This is a genomic window from Sandaracinobacteroides sp. (assembly GCF_057137845.1).
On the sequence record NZ_DBNHFX010000055.1, the window covers coordinates 1 to 3,844 of the forward strand.

At 65.2% G+C, this 3,844-nt stretch carries 3 protein-coding genes; 1 reads left to right on the top strand and 2 read right to left on the bottom strand.

Going from position 1 to position 3,844, the window contains the following annotated elements; all coding sequences use genetic code 11:
- Nucleotides 1–9: 9 nt before the first annotated feature.
- Complete coding sequence (locus AC16JP_RS02715; RefSeq protein WP_484339065.1) at nucleotides 10–1,863, bottom strand: ABC transporter transmembrane domain-containing protein; 1,854 nt, start codon at nucleotides 1,861–1,863, stop codon at nucleotides 10–12.
- A gap of 107 nt (nucleotides 1,864–1,970) precedes the next feature.
- Between AC16JP_RS02715 and AC16JP_RS02720 the strand changes: the two genes are divergently transcribed.
- Nucleotides 1,971–2,582 carry a DUF4126 domain-containing protein gene (locus tag AC16JP_RS02720; protein ID WP_484339066.1) on the top strand — a complete coding sequence of 204 codons (612 nt, stop codon included), beginning with the start codon at nucleotides 1,971–1,973 and terminating at the stop codon, nucleotides 2,580–2,582.
- A 99-nt stretch (nucleotides 2,583–2,681) separates the two neighbouring features.
- Here the strand turns inward: AC16JP_RS02720 and AC16JP_RS02725 are convergent.
- A partial coding sequence (locus AC16JP_RS02725) for an acyl-CoA dehydrogenase family protein (RefSeq protein ID WP_484339067.1) occupies nucleotides 2,682–3,844 on the bottom strand: 1,163 nt, incomplete at its 5' end.

The window sequence follows — 3,844 nt, forward strand, 5'->3', positions numbered from 1 at the left end:
GGCTGCCTGTCAGTCGCGCAAATGTGCACCTTCAGTGTCGAGGCCGACCGCCTGCAGGTTCGCAAGGCGCGCATAGAGGCCGTTTCTGGCGACCAGTTCCGCGTGGGTGCCAATCTCGACGATCGCCCCCTCGTCCATCACCACGATACGATCGGCATGCTTCACCGTGGCCAGACGGTGCGCGATCACAAGGCTGGTGCGGCCCTCCATCAACCGTTCCAGCGCTTCCTGCACCGCCGCCTCGGATTCGGCGTCGAGCGCGCTGGTCGCTTCGTCCAACAGCAGGATCGGCGCATCCTTCAGCAACGCGCGGGCAATGGCGATCCGCTGTCGCTGCCCGCCGGAGAGCTGGGCGCCCCCCTCCCCCATCTCGGTGTCGAGGCCCTGCGGCAGGGCGCGCAGAAAATCGGCGGCGTTAGCGGCCTTTGCGGCTGCCCACACTTCATCTTCGGTCGCGTCCGGACGGCCATATAGAATGTTCGCACGCGCCGTACCCATGAACACCACGGCCTCTTGCGGCACCACGGCGATCCGCGCGCGGATGTCCGCCGGGTCGGCCTGACGCAGATCCACGTCGTCCATGCGCAACCCGCCCGACGAAGGATCATAAAAACGCTGGACAAGCTGAAACAGCGTCGATTTGCCGGCCCCCGAAGGCCCGACGATGGCAACACGCTCGCCAGGCCGCACATCAAGCTCGAACCCCCTGACCGCTGGCAGATCCGGCCGGCTTGGATATCGGAACGCCACAGCGTCGAAGCTCAGGCGCCCGACCGGCGGAACGGGCAGCGCAACCGGCGTCGCCGGGCGGAAGATCGTCGGCTGCTCGGCCAGCAGCTCGCGCATGCGCGCAGATGCGCCAGCCGCACGCATGAAATCGCCATACACCTCGGTCAGGGCGCCGAATGCGCCCGCCACCAGCGCCGCCGCCAGCACGAACGCGGTGATCGTGCCGCCGGTCATGTGTCCGGCGATCACGTCGTTCGCACCTTCCCACAGCACCAGCGTGATCGCCCCGAACACCAGCGTGATCACGATCGCCGTCATTCCGGCACGAACGGCGATCCGCTGCTTGGCGGTTGCAAATGCGTTCTCGGCGGTCTCGGCAAAACGTTGCGTTTCGCGGCCTTCCGCCCCGAACGACTGCACCACCTTCACCGCGCGCAGCATCTCGGAAATAAGCGACCCGACATCAGCGACCCGGTCTAGGCTTTTCTGCGAGAGTTTTCGCACCTGCCGACCCATCAGGATGATCGGCACCACCACCACCGGGATCACCACCAGCATCAGGCCGGTCAGCTTTGGCGACAGGCCCAGCAGGTAGATTGTGCCGCCGATGCCCATGAACAGGTTGCGCAAGGCGATCGAGGCCGAGGTCGCGACCACCTGCTCGATGACGGCGGTGTCGGTCGTCATCCGCGACGCGATCTCGGATGGGCGGTTCATTTCGAAAAACCCCGGATCCAGCCGGATAAGGTGCGCCTGCACGTCCTTGCGAAGGTCGGTCACCACCCGCTCGCCCAGCCAGCTTACGAAGTAGAAGCGAATGGCCGTCGCCATGCCCAGCACCAGCACGATCGCCAGCAGGATCAGGAAGTAATGCGAGATTTCCGCCTGCGCGCCCGCACCGAACCCCTTGTCGACGACAAGCTTGAAGCCCTGCGGGATGGCAAGTGTCGCTGCCGCTGCAACCACCAGTGCTGCAAGCGCCGCCGCCAGGTGGCCGGGATAGTTGCGCGCATAGCCCCACAGCAAACCAAGGCTCGACAGCTTGCGCGACGGCGGCGCCTCGGCGGACTTTCCTTGCGTATCGGTCGTTTGCGTGGGTGCGGCGGGCGATTGGGGGGTCTGGTCAGCGTTCACCCGCCCCACATAGGGGCTAGCCTCTCCTTGCTCAATCTTTCTTGCCAATGCCGCACGTGCATGGGAACGTTGCACGCAACGACGATGCCCGGCGGAAGGAAGAACGCATGGGAGCAACGGAACTCATCGCACTTGCGGCCAGTTTCAGCCTGCTGGCCGGCTGGAGGCTTTACGCAACGGTGCTGGTTGCCGGGCTTGCAATGCATTTCGATCTGATCGGGCTGCCGCAACATCTGCAATCGCTCGACGTGCTGGCGAACCCCTGGGTGATGGGGGCGGCGCTGCTTGGCGCTGTGGCCGAATTTCTGGCCGACAAGGTGGCGTGGGTCGACAGCCTGTGGGACGGCGTCCACACGATCGTGCGGCCTCTCGGCGGCGCATTGCTGGCGCTTGCCATCATCGATCCCAGCCAGCCGGTCTGGCAACTGGTCACACTGCTGCTGGGCGGCGGATCGGCGCTGTTAACGCACGGCGCCAAGGCCTCGGCGCGGGCCGCCGTGAACACCAGCCCGGAACCCGTTTCCAACATCGCGGTTTCCGGCACCGAGGATATCTTCACCACGGCAACGCTGCTGGTCGCGCTGGTCAATCCGTGGGTTGCGCTGGTGCTGGTGTTGCTGCTGCTTGCGGCAACGGTTGCGGTGTTCCTGGCGTTCCGGCGCTTCGTGCGCGACGTCGGCAGCATGCTCCGGCCCGACTCCGCCGATCCGCCTGCATGACCATTCGCCCCGAAACGGCGGCCGCCGCTTTCAAAGGTTGCGGAACTCCTCGCGCCGTGGCCCGAGATAACCGAACAGATAGGCGGCAACCTTGCGCATCTAGATTTCCTCCGAGCCTTCGGTGATCCGATAGCGCCGATGGTGCCTATAGATGTGCTCGAACGGCTTGTGCCGCGAATAGCCGATGCCGCCATGCACCTGAATCGCGCGGTCGGCCGCCTGCCCGACCAGCCGGTTCGCCCAGTAGTTGCACATCGAAATCTTGTCCGACAGGCGGTGTTCGATTTCCTCGTGCGGCAACTGGTCCATCTCCCATGCGGTGCGATAGATCAGCAGGCGCAGCATCTCGCACTGGGTTGCCAGCTCGACCAGCGGGAACTGGATCGCCTGATTTTTCGCCAGCGCCTCGCCGAAGGGCTTGCGTTGCCGGGCATAGCGAACGCTCTCCTCGACACAGAAGCTGGCCGCCCCCAGCGACGACGCCGCCTGCCGGATGCGGTTCTGGTGGACAAAGCTTTGCGCCAGCGCCAGCCCGCCCTCGGGCGGGCCAAGCAGCGCTGAATCCGGCACCCAGGCATCCGTGAAGCTGACGCGCGGGTGATCCGTCGGCATGTTGAAGGTCCAGAGATACTCCTCGACCTTCAATCCCGGCGTGTCGGTCGGCACCAGCAGGCAGGAAATGCCGCGCGCCGCGCCGTCCTCGCCGGATGTCCGGCAGAAGGTGGCGCAATGGGTGGCGACGTGCATCCCCGTGGTCCACATCTTCTCGCCGTTGATGCGCCAGCCCGGCACACCGTCGCGGGTTTCGCGCACGGCGCGGGTTTCCATGTGGGTGGCATCGGAACCATGATCCGGCTCGGTCAGGCCGAACGCGACGATCCGCTTGCGCTCGAACCCGCCGACGATGAATTCCGCCTTCTGCGCCTCGGTGCCGAAGGTTTCGAACATCGCCACAAACGGGAAATTGCCGACGATCGAATGTTCGTTCTGAAGATCATTGTGGAGGCCAAGCCCCTTGGCTGCGAAATGGTCGCGGATCACCGCCATCCACAGGTTCGAACCATCCTTGCCGCCATATTTCTTCGGCGCCGAAAACCGCCAATGGCCGGCCCGATCGGCCCGCAACGCCGCTTCCCGCAGCAGTTCTTCCCAGTCGTGGCGCGGCAGGCCGCCATTGTCGAAATCGGTGCGCGCCCATTCGCGCCGGTGGTCGAAGAAGCGGATATTGTCGTCCGTCTGCTCGAGCGGCCGGATCTCGGCTT